14 protein-coding genes are annotated in these 17,391 nt (G+C 42.9%); 12 read left to right on the forward strand and 2 right to left on the reverse strand.

What is annotated here, in order from left to right; translation table 11 throughout:
- Position 1 precedes the first annotated feature (1 nt).
- The 5 genes from C900_RS19370 (at position 2) to rpsJ (ending at position 3,802) form a co-directional block, all read left to right on the forward strand.
- A complete protein-coding gene (locus tag C900_RS19370) occupies positions 2 to 331 on the forward strand; it encodes a DUF3467 domain-containing protein (protein ID WP_009581868.1) in 330 nt (109 codons plus the stop codon).
- 171 nt (positions 332 to 502) lie between these two features.
- Positions 503 to 877, forward strand: coding sequence for a 30S ribosomal protein S12 (gene rpsL / locus C900_RS19375; RefSeq protein WP_009581870.1), 375 nt, complete (start codon positions 503 to 505; stop codon positions 875 to 877).
- A gap of 13 nt (positions 878 to 890) precedes the next feature.
- A complete protein-coding gene (rpsG, locus tag C900_RS19380; protein ID WP_009581872.1) occupies positions 891 to 1,358 on the forward strand; it encodes a 30S ribosomal protein S7 in 468 nt (155 codons plus the stop codon).
- Between the two features lie 11 nt (positions 1,359 to 1,369).
- A complete protein-coding gene (fusA, locus tag C900_RS19385) occupies positions 1,370 to 3,484 on the forward strand; it encodes an elongation factor G (protein ID WP_009581874.1) in 2,115 nt (704 codons plus the stop codon).
- 12 nt (positions 3,485 to 3,496) lie between these two features.
- The gene (gene rpsJ / locus C900_RS19390) at positions 3,497 to 3,802 is read left to right on the forward strand and encodes a 30S ribosomal protein S10 (RefSeq protein WP_009581876.1); all 306 of its coding nucleotides are present in this window, start codon (positions 3,497 to 3,499) and stop codon (positions 3,800 to 3,802) included.
- Positions 3,803 to 4,128: 326 nt separating this feature from the next.
- Here rpsJ and C900_RS19395 read toward each other — a convergent pair whose 3' ends face one another.
- Together C900_RS19395 and C900_RS19400 are read right to left on the reverse strand one after the other, a co-directional pair.
- The gene (locus C900_RS19395; protein ID WP_009581879.1) at positions 4,129 to 4,488 is read right to left on the reverse strand and encodes an Hpt domain-containing protein; all 360 of its coding nucleotides are present in this window, start codon (positions 4,486 to 4,488) and stop codon (positions 4,129 to 4,131) included.
- 149 nt (positions 4,489 to 4,637) lie between these two features.
- A complete protein-coding gene (locus tag C900_RS19400; protein WP_051052917.1) occupies positions 4,638 to 6,326 on the reverse strand; it encodes a PAS domain-containing hybrid sensor histidine kinase/response regulator in 1,689 nt (562 codons plus the stop codon).
- A 191-nt stretch (positions 6,327 to 6,517) separates the two neighbouring features.
- Here C900_RS19400 and C900_RS19405 point away from each other — a divergent pair, with 191 nt between their 5' ends.
- The 7 genes from C900_RS19405 to chrA all read left to right on the forward strand — a co-directional run bounded on the left by C900_RS19405 (position 6,518) and on the right by chrA (position 16,962).
- Positions 6,518 to 11,461 (forward strand): HAMP domain-containing protein, encoded by a 4,944-nt coding sequence (locus C900_RS19405; protein ID WP_009581881.1) that lies wholly within the window; start codon positions 6,518 to 6,520, stop codon positions 11,459 to 11,461.
- A 24-nt stretch (positions 11,462 to 11,485) separates the two neighbouring features.
- Positions 11,486 to 12,013 carry a chemotaxis protein CheW gene (locus C900_RS19410; protein WP_009581882.1) on the forward strand — a complete coding sequence of 176 codons (528 nt, stop codon included), beginning with the start codon at positions 11,486 to 11,488 and terminating at the stop codon, positions 12,011 to 12,013.
- A 57-nt stretch (positions 12,014 to 12,070) separates the two neighbouring features.
- The gene (locus tag C900_RS19415; protein ID WP_009581883.1) at positions 12,071 to 12,457 is read left to right on the forward strand and encodes a response regulator; all 387 of its coding nucleotides are present in this window, start codon (positions 12,071 to 12,073) and stop codon (positions 12,455 to 12,457) included.
- Positions 12,450 to 14,096 carry a chemotaxis protein CheA gene (locus C900_RS19420; protein ID WP_009581884.1) on the forward strand — a complete coding sequence of 549 codons (1,647 nt, stop codon included), beginning with the start codon at positions 12,450 to 12,452 and terminating at the stop codon, positions 14,094 to 14,096. Before C900_RS19415 ends, C900_RS19420 begins: the two co-directional genes overlap by 8 nt.
- A 23-nt stretch (positions 14,097 to 14,119) precedes the next feature.
- Positions 14,120 to 14,737: a chemotaxis protein CheC gene (locus C900_RS19425; protein WP_185113981.1), complete on the forward strand. Its 618-nt coding sequence runs from the start codon at positions 14,120 to 14,122 to the stop codon at positions 14,735 to 14,737.
- Positions 14,738 to 14,806: 69 nt separating this feature from the next.
- Positions 14,807 to 15,778, forward strand: a complete 972-nt coding sequence (locus C900_RS19430; RefSeq protein WP_009581886.1) for an isopenicillin N synthase family dioxygenase — start codon at positions 14,807 to 14,809, stop codon at positions 15,776 to 15,778.
- Positions 15,779 to 15,786: 8 nt separating this feature from the next.
- Positions 15,787 to 16,962, forward strand: a complete 1,176-nt coding sequence (gene chrA, locus C900_RS19435) for a chromate efflux transporter (protein WP_009581887.1) — start codon at positions 15,787 to 15,789, stop codon at positions 16,960 to 16,962.
- Positions 16,963 to 17,391: the final 429 nt, after the last annotated feature.

The raw sequence follows: 17,391 nt of genomic DNA on the forward strand, positions 1-17,391 counted from the left end.
TATGGCTGACGATCATAAAGGAAAAAAGGAAAATCCGAATCAAATTAACATCGAGTTATCCGAAGAGGTAGCCGAAGGTGTATATTCTAATTTGGCTATGATAGCTCATTCGAATAGCGAGTTCGTGATTGACTTTATTCGTCTGATGCCAGGTGTACCGAAAGCAAAGGTGAAGTCCAGGATCGTGATAACTCCTGAACATGCCAAGCGCTTACTGACTGCTTTGAATGAAAACATTCATAAGTATGAAGAAACCTTTGGTCCTATAAAAAAGACGGAAGAAGCCCCGAAGTTCCCCATCAATTTTGGCGGAACGATGGGTGAAGCATAAAGGATTTTCAACCTGATTTGAAGATCTTTTAAGAAAAATAAAAATCTTTCAACCCGGAGTGTAAGCTTCGGGTTGAATTAATTTATGTAAAATATTTGATTAATGTGACTGTTTTTTTTACCTTTGCAGTCCGAATTTTTAAAAGGGAACAAACTAAAGAAAGAAATATAAATGCCTACTATTCAACAATTGGTAAGAAAGGGTAGAAAGAAGTTGGTAACAAAATCCAAATCGCCTGCTCTTGATTCATGCCCGCAAAGGCGAGGTGTTTGTACCAGAGTGTACACCACAACACCTAAGAAGCCTAACTCAGCAATGAGAAAAGTGGCAAGGGTTAGATTAACTAATGGTAAGGAAGTGAACGCTTACATTCCGGGTGAAGGTCACAATTTGCAGGAACACTCTATCGTATTGATCAGGGGTGGTAGAGTGAAAGATTTGCCAGGTGTAAGGTATCACATCATCAGAGGTGCATTGGATACTGCTGGTGTTAATGGTAGGTTGCAAAGAAGGTCTAAATACGGTGCTAAAAGGCCCAAAAAATAAATTCTAGAAGATAATGAGAAAAGCTAAACCAAAGAAAAGATATATTCTGCCGGATCCTAAATTTCAGGATACCCTGGTAACGAAGTTTGTGAACTATCTTATGGTTGATGGTAAGAAGAGTATCGCTTATAGCATTTTCTACGAAGCAGTAGCTCAAGTAGAAAATAAAACCAGCGAGAATGGCTTGGAGACCTGGAAAAAAGCACTGAACAATATTATGCCTTCTGTTGAGGTAAAGAGTAGAAGAGTAGGTGGGGCTACTTTTCAGGTGCCTATGGAAGTACGTCCTGAAAGGAAGATCACACTGGGTATCAAATGGATGATCAGGTATGCACGTCTTCGTGGTGAAAAAACTATGAAGGACAGATTGGCGGGTGAAATTATTGCTGCGTCAAAAGGTGAAGGTGCTGCTGTGAAAAAGAAGGATGATACTCATAGAATGGCAGAAGCAAATAAGGCATTTTCACACTTTAGATTTTAATATCTGTAATAATGGCAAGAGATCTTAGACTAACGAGAAACATAGGTATCGCTGCACACATCGATGCTGGTAAAACTACTACGACTGAGCGTATTCTATATTATACCGGAGTAAGCCACAAGATAGGAGAGGTACATGATGGTGCTGCTACTATGGATTGGATGGAGCAGGAGCAGGAAAGAGGTATTACTATTACTTCTGCCGCTACTACAGTATTCTGGCCTTACAAAGGCGATCAATATCATATTAATATAATCGATACTCCGGGACACGTTGACTTTACTGTTGAGGTGAACCGTTCTTTAAGAGTATTAGACGGTCTCGTTTTCCTTTTTAGCGCTGTTGATGGTGTTGAGCCTCAGTCAGAAACTAACTGGAGACTAGCTGACAACTATAAAGTTGCCCGAATTGGTTTCGTGAATAAAATGGACCGTGATGGTGCCGATTTCCTTAACGTATGTAAGCAGGTAAAGGAAATGTTGGGTACTAAGTCTGTTCCTTTACAATTACCTATTGGTGCTGAAGCTACATTTAAAGGGGTGGTTGACCTTGTTGAAATGAAAGCCATGGTGTGGAATGAGGAAGATCTGGGTATGACCTATGAAACAATAGACATACCTGAAGATATGATGGAGGATGTTGAGCATTATAGAGAGCAACTATTGGAGTCTGTAGCGGAATACGATGAGACTCTGATGGAGAAATATTTTGAAGATCCTGAATCCATTTCAAGAGATGAAGTAGTGGCTGCTTTGAGAAAAGCTACTATCGATTTGGCTTTTGTGCCTATGCTTTGTGGATCTGCCTTCAAAAACAAAGGTGTACAGACTATGTTGAACTATGTAATGGAGTTGTTGCCTTCTCCATTAGACAGAGATAACATTGTAGGTACTAATCCTGATACAGAAGAAAAGACCTCAAGAAAACCTTCTCCTGATGCACCATTTGCAGCACTGGCATTTAAGATCGCAACGGATCCTTTCGTAGGAAGACTTTGTTTCGTAAGATCATATTCAGGATTGCTGGAGTCTGGTTCTTATGTGTTCAATACCAGAACCAATAAGAAAGAAAGAATTTCGCGTATCTTTCAGATGCACGCGAACAAGCAAAATCAGATCGAAAGGCTACATGCCGGTGATATCGCTGCGGTAGTAGGTTTCAAAGATATTAAAACAGGTGATACACTTTGTGACGAAGGACATAAGATTGTTCTTGAATCTATGGTATTCCCTGAGCCTGTAATCGGATATGCCATCGAGCCTAAAACTCAGGCTGATGTTGATAAAATGGGTATGGCTATTGCCAAACTCGTTGAAGAAGATCCTACACTACAGGTAAATACTGACGAAGAGACTGGACAAACTATCCTCAGAGGTATGGGTGAGCTTCACCTGGATATCATCATGGACCGTTTGAAGAGAGAATTCAAGGTAGAAGTAAACCAGGGAGCTCCTCAGGTGGCATACAAAGAAGCTATCACTACTTTAGTAGATCATAAAGAGGTTTACAAAAAGCAAACTGGTGGTAAGGGTAAATTTGCTGATATCGTATTCAAATTAAGCCCTGCTGATCCTGATGAAAACGGAGTGGTTAAACCAGGACTTCAATTCGTTAACGCCATCACTGGTGGTGTTATTCCTAAGGAATTCATCCCTGCAATACAGAAAGGCTTTGACCAGTCTATGGTTAACGGTCCTTTGGCAGGTTATCCCCTTGAAGCCATGAAGGTTGAGCTTTACCACGGTAGCTACCACGATGTGGATTCTGATGCCCTGTCTTTCGAAATGGCTGCCAGACTTGGTTTCAAAGCTGCCGCCAGACAGGCCGGCCCTCAGTTGTTAGAGCCTATCATGAAGGTGGAAGTGCTTACTCCTGATGAATATACCGGATCTGTTACCGGTGACTTGAATAAGCGTAGAGGCTTAATGAAAGGTATGGATACCAGAGGTGGTGCTCAGGTTATAAAAGCGGATGTTCCTTTGGCGGAACTGTTCGGTTACGTAACTGACCTTAGGACTATTACCTCAGGACGTGCTACTGCAACATTGACATTCTCTCACTACGAGCCTGTTCCTAAGAACCTGGCTGATAAAGTTATCGAAGAAGTAAAAGGAGCAGCAGTTTAATTAATTAAAGTTATGAATCAGAAAATAAGAATAAAACTTAAGTCATACGATCACAACTTGGTAGACAAGTCTTCTGAGAAAATTGTGAGAGCTGTGAAAACAACTGGTGCGGTAGTGAGTGGACCAATTCCTCTTCCTACTATCAAGGAGAAGTTTACAGTATTGAGATCACCTCACGTAAACAAGAAATCCAGAGAGCAGTTTCAGCTTTGTACTTACAAAAGACTGGTAGATATCTACTCTAACAGCACTAAAACTGTTGACGCTCTGATGAAGCTTGAGCTTCCCAGCGGTGTAGACGTAGAGATCAAAGTTTAAGTACGCGAAAGACTTAAAATGAAATTAAGGCCATCACAATGTAAATTGTGCATGGCCTTTTGTGGTTTTTAAAGACGACTTTTCCCTTTTTCGTTTCTGATGCAGCTTTTCCTGACAGAGCCTTTCCTTTTTCGTCCTTCCTGACGCAGCAGAGCGGAGATCAGGAATCTCCCTGATTCGTGATACAGTATGAGATCCGGCTTCTGCCTCTGTTCTGGGGATCCTGAATATTTTCTCCGTTGCTCTGCAAAAATTTCAGGATGACGCAGTAGTTTTATAATATTTAGAATGAATATGGGGTGGTTTTATGGACTTGGATTTGGGAATTACTGAGAGTTTTGCAGTTTGTCCAAATGAGCTTGTATTTCCTGGTATGAGTGGTTAATAATTTCGTTGGCTTGCTTTACGTCTTGTTCTATTTGATCGAAATCACGCTTTTCTCTGGCAAGCAGTTGAATGTCCTTCAGCGCTTTAGCCAGATCAGTTATGCCTACAATTTGAGTGGTAGCAAACAGCGAATGAGCACTATTATGAATGCCTTCCCAATCCTGCTCATCAGTACTTTTGAGCAAGCTTTGCAGTTGGGAGGATGAACTATTGAAATATCTTTTTAGACTTTGAATAATTAATTCCTCATCATTATCAGTGAGTTCCTGCAAGTAAGTGAGATCGGTGTATTGCTTCATTTGATTTTAATTAGTGTTTGTATGAAAACTCTAAGTGGCTTTAAGAAAACGTTCCCGCCAAAGGGCGGGATGAAGTGCCAAAAAGCGGAGCGTACTGGGGTACGTGAGCATTTTTGGGACGAGCATAACGCAGACATTGGCGTGTTTTCCTATAGACACTGATTAAGAACTCTGTGTATACTGTTCAGGAGTTCCCTGACCTTGATCGGTTTGGTTATATAATCATCCATGCCGGCTTCAATGCATTTTTCTTTTTCACCAACAAGTGCATGCGCTGTCATAGCTACAATAGGGATCTTATTTTTACCTTCATCAAAGGTACTTCTAATTTTCCTGGTAGCCTCGTATCCATCCATATTTGGCATTTGAATATCCATTAATATCAGATCATAGTGGTTGTTTTTCAGAGCATCAAGGGCTGCCAGTCCGTCTGGTGTTACATCTACAATAGCCTTGTATTTGACAAGCAGCGATTGAATGAGGAATTGATTCAATTCATTGTCTTCCACCACCAGTATCTTAAGGTTGGTGATGTCACTTAGCGGTTCCTTTCCTTTATTACGGCCTGCGCCATCCTGTGTGGATACTTTTTTGAAGGGAATAGTAAAGGAAAACTCTGAGCCTATGTCTTCTTGGCTTTTGACTGATACCCTTCCTTTTTGTAGTTCAACAAGAGATTTAACAATGGTCAAGCCCAACCCTGTACCACCGTATTTCCTTGTTGTGTCGCTGCTTGCCTGAGTGAAGCCTTCAAATATTGTATCTATTTTGTCTCCTGGTATGCCGATACCGGTATCCTTAACGGTAAAATTAAGATGTATTTCATCTTTCGATTCTTGTTCAATTCCAATTTTCAGCTCTATTTTCCCATGTGGTGTGAACTTAACGGCATTGCTCAGCAGATTTAGCAGGATTTGGTTCAATCTGTATTTATCACCCGAAACAGATGTGGGGACTTTTGAGTCTACCTGTTTTTCCAATTGTACCTTACTATTCTGACATCGATATGAAGTGATCTCCAGCACTTCATTAACCAGGTTTTCCAGGGAAAAAGTACGGTCCTCAAAGTCGATCATGCCAGCTTCTATTTTGCTGAAATCGAGGATGTCGTTAATCAATGAAAGTAAGGTATCGGAGGCGAAATTGATGGAGTTAACATACTTAGTCTGATGTTCGGTAAGCGGGGTGTCCTTAAGTAATTGTGCCATTCCTATGATAGCATTCATGGGTGTCCTGATCTCATGGCTCATATTAGCCAGGAATTTATCTTTTTCCCTTGAAGCATTTTCCGCTTCATACTTAGCTTTGGTGAGTTCCGCTGTACGCTCTTTTACTCTTCGTTCCAAATTGTCATGGGCCTTTTTTAGATCTGCTTCTGCCTTTTCCCTTTCTGCAATTTCCTTTTGTAAAAGCTGGTTGGTATTGGCAAGTTCCTGGTTTTGACGCTTGAGTTTTTCAAGCATCTCTTTAATTTCAGTAATATCATGAAGAGTGATTATACCACCGGTAACATTCCCTTCTTTGTCATGAATAGGTGTAATAAGAATTTCAAAGTAGCCCTCGCGTAGCTTATATTTCTTTTCTTTTAAATAAATATTACCGCCACTAAGTACTTCATAAAGAATATCTATGTCTTTTTTTCTGTCCAATTCAGGAAAGGCTTCGAAAATATCCATAGAAATAGCATCGTTTCTGCTAATGCCATAATGTAGTTCCATGATCCTGTTCCACTCGATTACCTGGAATGACCTGTCAAAACCAATTAGCCCGTCTACATAGTTATTAAGAAGGGCTTCATTCAGGTTTTGATTTAATTCCGTTGCAGTTGGTTTATTCAAAATACGTTGATTTTTCGTTCCATTTCTAACATCTCCATTCATAGGTAAATGAGTGTGGTGGTGATGGTAACTCTGTAATTTTCTTATATTTATATAAAGGCGTTTAAAAATTATTCCTCAACATGTTGAACATTTCTTTTTGGAAAAAGTTTTAATGTTCAACAGAACTTTACTTACGACAATTTAAAAAAATGGAATCTCCGAAGAAACCCGAAACTGAGAAAAGTACAGATAAAAGGTACGTACAATCTAAAAAAGAAGTTCCTGAAATAGATAATCACCAGAAAGACGATGATGAACCGATAAAATCTGGCAAATACAAAGCCTTTCCTGCTGCCGAACTTTACTCTATACCCATAAAGGAAACACTTAAGGACGAAGTATATGCTACCAAACAGCTAAACAAGATATTGTTTGCATTGGATGCTTTTAAGAAAGGGGATATATCCGTACGGTTGAATAAAGAGGAAGATGATATATTTTCTGAAATAGCCGAAGCATACAACAGCATGGTGGAAATGATCTCCGGTGTGGGCGGTGAAGTGTCGAGGATATCAAAAGTGGCAGGTATTGAAGGTAACCTGACCGCACGGGCATCGGCTGAAAATGCATCCGGATTTTGGAAGGACATCATCAACAATATTAATGGTTTGGTGGATTCCATTGCGGTACCGGTATTGGAAGTGGGTAAAGTTCTTAAAAATATATCGGGCGGTAATCTGTATGAGAAGTTTGAGATCCCCGTAACAGGAGACTTTAAGGTGATGGCGGAGACCATCAACCGAACCATTGATAATCTTAACCTTTTTGCAGGGGAAGTAACCCGTGTGGCCTTGGAAGTGGGTACCGAAGGTAAACTGGGTGGCCAGGCTACTGTACCCAATGTAGCCGGTGTATGGAAAGACCTGACCGACAATGTGAACCTTATGGCAAGTAACCTGACCAACCAGGTGCGGGATATTGCCAATGTGGCAACTGCGGTTGCTAAAGGTAATCTTACGAAAAAAGTGTCGGTTGATGTAAAAGGGGAGTTCCTGGTACTGAAGGAGAATATCAACCAGATGACCGATTCACTTAATACTTTCGCTGATGAGGTAATTCGTGTGGCTCGCGAGGTGGGTACTGAAGGAAACCTTGGAGGGCAGGCAAAAGTACCGGGCGTGGAAGGTGTATGGAAAGAACTAACGGAAAATGTAAATATAATGGCGAGCAACCTCACCTCCCAGGTGCGGGATATCGCCAAAGTTTCCACTGCTGTGGCCCAAGGCGACCTTACCCAGAAGATTACGGTGGACGTGAAGGGTGAGATAGCGGGCCTGAAGGAGAACATCAACAAAATGGTGGATTCGCTGAATATTTTCAGTAATGAGGTAACAAGGGTGGCCCGTGAAGTGGGTACTGAAGGAAAGCTGGGCGGCCAGGCTAATGTGCCCAATGTAGCCGGTGTTTGGAAGGACCTGACGGATAATGTGAATACCATGGCGAGCAACCTGACCAACCAGGTGCGGGATATTGCTAAAGTATCCTCGGCTGTTGCGCAGGGCGACCTTTCACAGAAAGTAGCGGTGGATGTAAAAGGCGAGATTGCCGATCTGAAGGAGTTTATCAACAAGATGGTGGACTCTCTGAATATCTTCAGTAATGAGGTAACAAGGGTGGCGCGTGAAGTGGGTACCGAAGGAAAGCTGGGCGGCCAGGCTCACGTGCCTAACGTGGCCGGTGTATGGAAAGAGCTGACGGATAATGTAAATACCATGGCTCATAACCTGACGCTTCAGGTGCGGGATATTGCTGATGTCGCGATCGCGGTGGCGAAGGGGGATATGACCCAGAAAATTAAGGTAGATGCTAAAGGTGAGATTGCGGACTTGAAAGAGAACCTCAACCTGATGGTGGACTCCCTGAATATATTCTCTGATGAGGTGACGAGAGTGGCGCGTGAAGTGGGTACCGAAGGAAAACTGGGCGGCCAGGCCAATGTGCCTAATGTAGCCGGTGTATGGAAGGAACTAACTGATAATGTAAATACCATGGCCAGTAACCTGACCCTTCAGGTGCGGGATATTGCTGATGTGGCAATTGCTGTGGCCAAGGGAGATATGACCCAGAAGATCACGGTGGATGTAAAGGGAGAGTTCCTGGAGCTGAAGGAATACCTTAACCAGATGGTGGATTCGCTGAACATATTCGCCAGTGAGGTAACTCGTGTGGCCCGTGAGGTAGGTACCGAGGGTAATCTTGGTGGTCAGGCGATCGTGCCTGGTGTCGAGGGCCTTTGGAAAGAATTAACAGACAATGTGAATACCATGGCGAGTAACCTGACGGAGCAGGTACGGGATATTGCGAAAGTATCTACTGCTGTTGCAAAGGGTGATTTGACCAAGAAGATCACGGTGGATGTAAAAGGTGAGATCGCGGACCTTAAAGAAAATATCAACGGCATGGTGGACTCCCTGAATATTTTCAGTAATGAGGTAACTCGTGTGGCTCGGGAAGTGGGTACGGAGGGTAAATTGGGTGGTCAGGCCAACGTGCCGAATGTAGCGGGTGTATGGAAAGATCTTACCGATAACGTAAACACCATGGGTAGCAACCTGACTGCCCAGGTGCGGGATATCTCGCACGTAGCGACAGCGGTGGCCGAAGGTGACCTGAGCCAAAAAATTACGGTGGATGTAAAAGGAGAGATTGCCGATTTGAAGGACAATATTAATAAAATGGTGGACTCCCTGAACGTGTTTGCGGAGGAGGTAACAAGGGTGGCCCGCGAGGTGGGTACGGAAGGGAAACTGGGAGGACAGGCCAACGTACCGGCTGTGGAAGGTGTATGGAAGCACCTGACAGAGAATGTGAATATCATGGCGAATAACCTTACCACTCAGGTGCGGGGAATTGCCGGTGTGGCAACAGCGGTTGCGAAAGGTGACCTTACCAAGAAGATCTCCGTAGATGTAAAAGGTGAAATAGCAGATTTGAAGGAGAACATCAACAAAATGGTGGACTCGCTGAACATATTTAGTAATGAGGTAACGCGTGTGGCCCGTGAGGTGGGTACAGAAGGAAAACTGGGCGGTCAGGCCAATGTGCCGGGTGTGGAAGGCATCTGGAAAGAACTAACCGTCAACGTGAATACCATGGCATCGAATCTGACCCTGCAGGTGCGGGATATTGCACAGGTAGCCACCGCGGTGGCGAGGGGCGATTTGACTAAAAAGATCACGGTGGATGTAAACGGAGAGCTTGCCGTCTTAAAAGAAAACCTCAATAAGATGGTGGACTCCCTGAACGTATTCTCCAGCGAGGTAACTCGTGTGGCCCGTGAGGTGGGTACAGAAGGAAAGCTGGGTGGTCAGGCGAATGTACCCGGTGTGGAGGGCGTATGGAAGCAACTCACTGAAAATGTGAACATCATGGCGAACAACCTCACCACACAGGTGCGGGGTATTGTGAGTCTCGTTACGGCAGTATCGAAAGGTGATCTGACACAGAAATTTACCCTCGATGCCAGAGGGGAGGTGGCAGGGCTTGCAGAAACGATCAACTCGATGGTGACGATGCTGAACTCTCTGGCCAGGGAGGTCAGCAGGGTGGCGAGAGTAGCAGGTACGGAAGGAAAACTGACGGAAAGGGTAGCGATGACCGATATCAGTGGAAGCTGGAAAGAGTTGGTAGATACGCTTAATAACCTTCTCGAGTCTATTGTATCCCCGGTACTGGAAGTAAGTCGGATAGTACGGGCGATATCAGAAGGAGACCTGACCCAGCGGGTGGAAATTGCAACAGCCGGTGATATTCAGTCGATGTCTAACGCTTTGAATACTGCCGTTAGCAACCTGAATACACTACTCCTCAACATCAATGAGAGCTCAATGGTGGTGGGTGAGTCATCTGAAGAGATGGCTGCCAAGGGGCTTGATATGAATGAAATTACGGTAAATGTGGCGCTTTCGATGCAAGCCATGGCCGAAGGTTCCAAAAACCAGGCAGGCAAGACTGACCAGGCCTTTAAATTGATCGAGGAAATTATGACCGGTACCGAGGAAACGGCCCATAAAGCGGAGATAGTAAACAATGCCGCGGCACTTGGTGAGAACACTTCTCAAATGGGTATGAAGACGGTTTCCCAGGTGGTAAAAAATATGGAACAGATCGCTTCATCTGCTGCCCTGACTGCCAAAACCATTGAAGTATTGAGTGAACGTTCTCAGGAGATATCCAAGTACCTGGGTGTAATCACAGACATTTCTGCTCAAACCAACCTACTGGCACTTAACGCTGCCATTGAGGCGGCCAGAGCCGGTGAGGCGGGTAAAGGTTTTGCCGTTGTGGCCGAGGAGATCAGAAAGCTTGCCGAAGGATCGAGGAAATCTGCTAATGAGATCGAAACCCTTGTGGCGGATGTGAAGAAAGATTCATCGTCAGCATCAGCGGCAATCGTAAACATGACCGAAATAGTGGAGAAAGGTAAGCAGGCTACGTTTGATGCTACCGAGGCCTTCGAAAACATTGCTGATTCCAGTAGCAAAACCCTAAAAACAGCGGAGGATATCCGAATAGCGACTGAGTTACAGAAAAAGAAGATCTCAGATGTTGTTAAGTACGTGGAAGAAGTGGTGGATATTGCCGAGCAAACAGCAAATACCACTGAAGGTGTGGCCAGCACTGCACAGCAACTGTCGGCATCCATGGAAGAATTTACTGAGTCTAGCCAGAATATGAAATTTATTGCGGAAGACCTTCAAATGGGTATTAGCGCTTTCAAACTTTATCCTACACATGAGCGTGAGATACATCTTTCCCCCCATGCAATTCAGGCGCCCCCAAAAACCCTTTCGTTCAGAACACAACGCGAATTGACCGCAAGACGACAAATATCAAGTGTGCCGACTGTACTAAAAGGGACCTCAAGTAAACTAAAATCAACAGGGCCGAATAGAAAATTGCCTGTCGATAGCCCTTCAGTTGCAAAAAAAGAGACAATAGCGAAGAAAAAAGCTTCTGCTACAGGTACTAAAAAGACGGCAACAAAATCTGTTACAGCAAAGAGTACCTCAAGGAAGGAAGATGCCAGCAGCTCAAAGCCAACCTCCGGCACGAAGTCTACTTCGAATAAGAAATCAGGTAAAAGTAAATAGGCTTAAATTTAAACCTGTGAAATTATGGAAGATAAGGACAGCATCGCTTTAGTACAGGAAGGCAAAAGCAAGAAAAATGAGGTGCTTTATCAGTTTGTTACTTTCAAATTGGGCACGGAAGATTATGCAGTCAGTATTGAGCACGTAAAGGAGGTGACTATAACTCCGAAAATCTCTAAAATGCCAAAGACCCCACCCTTCATTAAAGGCGTGGCCAGTGTGCGAGGCGACTTGATTGCTATTGTAGATCTTGAGGAGCGGTTTGACCTTAAGCCAGCCCTGAAAATAAAAGATGCCCCTATAGCTGATTCATTTACTATAGTTATAGATGCCGATACCTATACCATCGGTTTTATTGTAACAGAGATGCCAAATACGTTAGTACTTTCGGAATCCCAAATTAATCGTTCTGCCGATGTGATCGAGAAAGCCCGGTTAAAAAACAAATTCATTTCCGGACTGGGAAAAACTAATGATGGTGATCTGGTGATCTTATTAGATATATTAAAAGTATTGTCAGCAAAGGAAATAAGTCAGATTTCTTCGGTTTAAAATTTTGAATTGCCTGTTGCTGACATTAAATTAAAATCATAAAAAATATATATAGTCATGAGTAAGAATATTTTAGTAGTAGATGATTCGTACTACATGAGAACGATCTTAAAGAATATTCTTGAGGATGCGGGATATAATGTAGTGAATGAAGCAGCCAGTGGCCAGGATGCTCTAAAGGGCGTGGATGAGCAGCATGATAATCTCGACCTGGTAACGTTGGATCTGATTTTGCCCGACAATTCAGGTTTGGACGTTTTGAGATCTATAAAGGAGAAATATCCTGATCAGAATGTAGTTGTAGTAAGTGCGGTAGGACAGAGCAGCATAGTAGAGCAGGCGATGGAAATTGGAGCCAGTGCCTATATTGTGAAACCATTTGATGAAGAAAAGGTAGTGGAGGTGGTGGGAGAAATTCTTGGTAATGAGATAAATAATGAATGATCGCGAAAAGGAATATCGTGCCATTTTCTTAGCAGAGGCGCAGCAGAGCTATGACCAGATATCAACAGACATAGTTAAGCTTGAGCGTGATCCTGGTAATGAACAAGTTGTGGCCGAGATCTTTCGGCTTCTCCATAATATGAAGGCCAATGCCGGTACTATGGAATTGGAGGCTATTGCTGAGCTCGCCCACAGACTCGAAAATGTTTTCAGCGCAATACGTAATGGTGATATTACCTTTGAGGGAAGCAAGGTGAATTTGATATTCAAAGCCGTTGACTACCTTGGATATCTTATCAATAATATAGCTAAACCACGCGTACAACAACATAACAATGAGCTACTTGACGGGCTTAATGAAGTGATTTCCGGTGGAGAGGACAGGATTGAAGGGCTTCAAAGCGAGGGAGGGGCCAGTGTCGTGTCCAACAAGCTTCACTTGTCTGATTCTGTATCCATTTCATTAAAAAAACTGGACGATCTACTCAATCTTGTGGGTGAGCTCATCATTAGTAGAGATCATCTGATCAGCTTTGCGGAGATAATTGAAAATCAGCAGATCAAGGTTATTACGCAAAGCCTGTCGCGAGTAGCAGACAGTATTCAGGAGACTGTGATGACGGCACGGCTGGTCACGGTATCCTCTTTGTTTAATAAATTTCCACGTATCATACGTGATATTGCAGCCAAAGAAAAGAAGGTTGTTAACCTTGTAGTAGAAGGTGCGGACACCACAATTGACAGAAATGTACTTAAGGTGATATCCGACATTATGATACATCTTATTCGCAATGCAATTACTCATGGTATAGAAGCCCCACAGGATCGAAAAAAGCAAAAAAAGAAGGAGGAGGGATCGCTTAAAATATCTGCCAGCAGTGACAAGGGTCTTGTTTTTATCTCTATTTCCGATGATGGCCGTGGGTTAAACCCAAAGGCCATTAAGTCCCGGGCCGTGGAGAAAAAGATGATTACCAGCGCTAAGGCACGTTCACTCACAGATAATGAGGCGCTTGGCCTTTTGTTCGTTCCCGGATTTTCCATGGCTGACAAGGTTACTGAATTTGCAGGCAGAGGAGTGGGATTAGACATTGTCAAAAGTGTAATAGACTCCATCGGAGGAGACTTAAAAATAGAATCTGAAGTAGGTAAGGGCACTAATTTTATTATGTCACTACCTATTTCAATGGCCGTGAAAGCAGCGCTGTTGTTTAAGGTTGGCGAGAACAATTTTGCACTGCCACTGCTGAATATACATTCGGTAGTTACTGTTTCGCGCAGGTCTATACATACCATAGCTGGAGTGTTGACATTGGAGCGCAAAGATGAAACAATAGAATTAATCTATATGAATGACTTTTTGTTTAAGGAGGAATATCAGACGAGCTTTATCAATTTGAAACGTGAGATAATGGATATAGTCATTGTCTGGTACAACAACAAAAAGTATGGACTTATAGTGGATCAGCTCCTTAGGCAGCAGGAGATCATGATTAAACCTTTACAAAAACCACTGGACAATAATCATTTGTTTAGTGGCATTACTTTACTCGGGTCTGGTGAGGTTTGTTATGTGCTGGATGTTGCCAATGCTACCAAAATTTATGAGCAAAAGGAAAGCAGTTTACAAATTTACTAGTGCCTGTAATGCTTTATGACCAAATGACACAGCTAGAAAAAGATATACTACAGGAATTAATGAACATAATTCTGGCTAAAGCTGCTGATTCTTTTGCAAGAATATCAAAGGAAGAAGTGCTGATCAATGTGCCAAAATTATATGAAGCTGACAAGGAATCGGCTTTGGAGGAATTATTTAACGATAATAGAATTGAAGTAATTATACAGTCAGAGGTTAAAGGTGATATCTATGCCCATACTTTGATCCTCTTTTCTGATAAACAGATCCGGATGTTTGAAGCTGCTTGCCTTAAAACAACCACAGTGACTAACAAAATGAGGGAATCCCTGCTACTGGAGATAAGTAATATAGTAACAGGTACACTGGTAACGCACCTTGCAGATATCCTTAAAATAAATATTTACGGGTCGGTTCCAAGCGCCCCGATTTATCGTACTGCTGTCACTGAAAATGACCTGGTGCTGGACCTTGATCTGACTCGCCCTGTGCTTTTCACTGTAAATACGATATTTAAAAGCAGTCATCAGCAGGTCGATATGTCAATGGTTTTGATTTTTGATATTCCTAACCTGGAAAAGGTCATGAACCTGATCAGGAAGATAAACAAAAGAGAATTTAAATTACTATTAAAGGACTAAGTGCCCTCCTCTATCTAGCTTTATTATAATTTATTCCTTTATTTAGTAGTTAGAATTAAACCTAACTTTATGAGCGATATATTGTACGATGAGGTGCCATCACTGGACCTCGCAGATTTTGATAGTGGCGATGCAGAACGCAGGAAGAAGTTTGTCAGAGAGCTGGGGGAAGCTTATAACAATATCGGATTTGTTGCAATAAAAAACCATTATCTGACGGATGAATTGTCGAAGAGCCTGTATACAGCTATACAGAAGTTCTTTTCTTTGCCCGATGAGGTGAAGCAAAAGTATGAAATAGAAGGTCTGGCAGGGCAGCGGGGCTATATAGGTAAAGGTAAAGAGCATGCTAAAGGCAGAACTACAGGAGACCTGAAAGAGTTTTTCCATATAGGACAGGAAGTTACTGACAATGATCCCATCAAAGCAGAATATCCCGACAATGTGTGGGTAGAGGAGGTTCCCGAACTGAAGACAGTTGGTCTTGAAGTATACCGAAGATTGGAAAAAACGGGAGTACAAATGCTAAGAGCCATAGCACTTTACCTTGGACTTGACGAGAACTATTTCGATAACAAAGTTAAGAATGGAAATAGTATCCTTAGGCCCATTCACTATTTTCCTATTGAAAATCCAGATGCTGTGCCCGCAGATGCAGTAAGAGCTGCTGAACATGGAGATATTAACCTTATTACACTATTAATGGGTGCCAGCGCTGACGGCTTGCAGGTGCTGAGGAAGGATGGAAAATGGATACCCATTACCGCACTTCCTGAGCAGTTGGTGGTCAATGTGGGTGATATGTTGGAGCGCCATACTAATAATAAGCTTAAATCTACAATACACCGGGTGGTCAACCCTCCCAAAGAACAGATGCGTACATCCAGGTATTCAATTCCGTTTTTTATGCATCCCAGGTCTGAAATGGATCTCTCCTGTCTGGAGAATTGTATAGATGAGGCGCATCCTAAACAATTTGACGACATCTCAGCGGGAGATTTTCTGGACCAACGACTGGCAGAGATAGGTTTGAAGAAATAAGCCGGGAGTTGTTTAAGCGTGTACGATATTACATTTTTCTAAAAGACGTACTACTACTTGCTTTAAGTGCTTTTGGAGGCCCACAGGCTCATATAGCTTTGATGTTTGACCTGATGGTGAAAAAAAGAAGGTACCTCTCAGAAGAGGATCTGATAGAGCTTAATGCACTTTGTCAGATCCTTCCGGGGCCTACGTCTACACAAACCATAACGGCTATCGGGTTTCGCATAGGAGGCCCCAACCTCGCTTATCTTACACTGTTGGTGTGGATGATACCGGCTGTAACTATTATGACAATTGCCGGCATAATCATTTCTCACTTACAAGCCCGGAGCATTTCGATTGAGTTCACCAAATTCATACAACCAATGGCGGTGGGTTTTGTGAGTTATGCGGCTCTCCGCATTAGTCAGAAAGTTATAAAAACTAAAACTGCAGCGGTCATTTTGGTGCTGGCGGCGATTGGGTCATTTGTATTTAAGTCTCCTTTCGTTTTTCCACTGCTGATCCTGGCAGGCGGGGCTTTTACCGCATTTAAGTATAAGGCTCAACCCATTGAGGAGAAAGACCGGATCAAGATACAATGGGCAAATTTTATCCTGTGGGCAGGGTTCTTCGTATTTATCGCAGCGCTGGGTGGTGTCACCCGGTCCCTGCCCGTTCGGCTGCTGGAGAACTTCTACAGAAGCGGCAGTTTGATTTTTGGCGGTGGGCAGGTACTCATACCACTGCTCTATACCGAATTTGTTGAATTTAAGCGTTACCTCACTTCCGAAGAATTTTTAACAGGCTATGCCATGGTGCAGACCGTACCCGGACCGGTATTTTCATTCTGTGCTTATATAGGCACATTGGCCATGCGTAATTTTGGTATTGGGGGGCAGATTGTAGGTGCGTTGGTAGCATCCATAGGCATTTTTCTTCCCGGCACGTTTCTTATATTCTTTGTGATCAGGTTTTGGGAAGGGCTGAAGAAATATCGCATTATAAAGGCCTCGCTAGAGGGAATTAATGCAGCCAGTTCAGGAATGGTTGTCGCTGCAGCCGTGCTTATGTTCCTTCCACTGGAGTCTAATGTGCAAAATATTGCGGTAATAGCAGGTACTTTTGTAGTGCTGGTGTTTACTAAAATTCCCGCCCCTGTGATTATCCTGCTTGGTTTGGGTGCCGGGTTTCTATTTTAAATACTTTTATACAGCTTTCCTAGGGATCAATCTGTCACTGTTGTTAGCTGTAATCTACTTACTTTTTTACACGAAGAATTTAAAACACAGTGAAGTTTTATTTGAATTCCAGAGAATATATAATTCACTAGCGCGGCTTGCTATCTATCTATATTTTTAATTTTTTGATGTGAGTTGACATAGCTTCCGTGACCATAACCTTACCTTCGTTGCGATTTTGTCCTACTGTACCAGGTAGGTGTATTACAAATGGATCATGTTTGCTGAAGTGTGCTGAAGAGCAGTTTCCCTGCGAAAATTCAGTAATGTTTACCTGAACTTATGGCAAAAACACTGGCCTTTGGCCCAAAGCTGACTGGTTGGGTAGTACGGTTTTTGTATGAAAAAGGGTCCTCGAATGGAGTAAATATTTTTTGCCATATTCCTCAC

It is taken from the genome of Fulvivirga imtechensis AK7, from assembly GCF_000331535.1.
Lineage (GTDB): Bacteria > Bacteroidota > Bacteroidia > Cytophagales > Cyclobacteriaceae > Fulvivirga > Fulvivirga imtechensis.